At 59.1% G+C, this 401-nt stretch carries 2 protein-coding genes; both read left to right on the top strand.

Features of this window, described 5'->3' with window-relative positions; translation table 11 throughout:
* The coding region (locus tag NFJ07_RS25745; RefSeq protein WP_269998944.1) for a hypothetical protein at positions 1 to 193 on the top strand (193 nt) is incomplete at its 5' end.
* Positions 183 to 401 (top strand): hypothetical protein (locus tag NFJ07_RS25740; RefSeq protein WP_269998943.1); only part of this gene is annotated, 219 nt, incomplete at its 3' end. The genes NFJ07_RS25745 and NFJ07_RS25740, both read left to right, overlap by 11 nt.

Below are 401 nucleotides of genomic sequence, written 5' to 3'. Positions count from 1 at the left end.
CTACAACGGCGACTACACCAAGCTGGTAGATGTTGCGTTCTCGGCCCGCGCTGTTCTGGCCGGTTCGACCATCGACCTGCAAACCAAGGTGTTCTTCGACGACGTGTCGAAGCACTGGTTCGTGGATGCGTGGCTGGCGTTCGCCGCTACCTCCAACCGTGCCGAGTTCGCCGGGGCTATTTATGCTGCCTGATAAGGAGGCGCGTGCTGCTTACATGCGAGAGTATCGTAAGCGCCGTGCCGCCGAAGGCAAGCCGCTGCGTGGGCCTGATACCCGCGAGCGGCGGCAGCATAAGAGCCGTGAACTCAAGCGGAAGTACGGTATAACCATTGAGCAAATGGAGCAGATGATTTCCGAACAGGAAGGGCGCTGCAAGATTTGCTCCGTGGAGCTGCTGTTC

Source organism: Arthrobacter sp. B2a2-09, assembly GCF_027587375.1.
Classification (GTDB): Bacteria; Actinomycetota; Actinomycetes; order Actinomycetales; family Micrococcaceae; genus Arthrobacter.
Note: the sequence above shows the minus strand (reverse complement) of the source record. Positions and strands in the feature narration are given on the sequence as shown.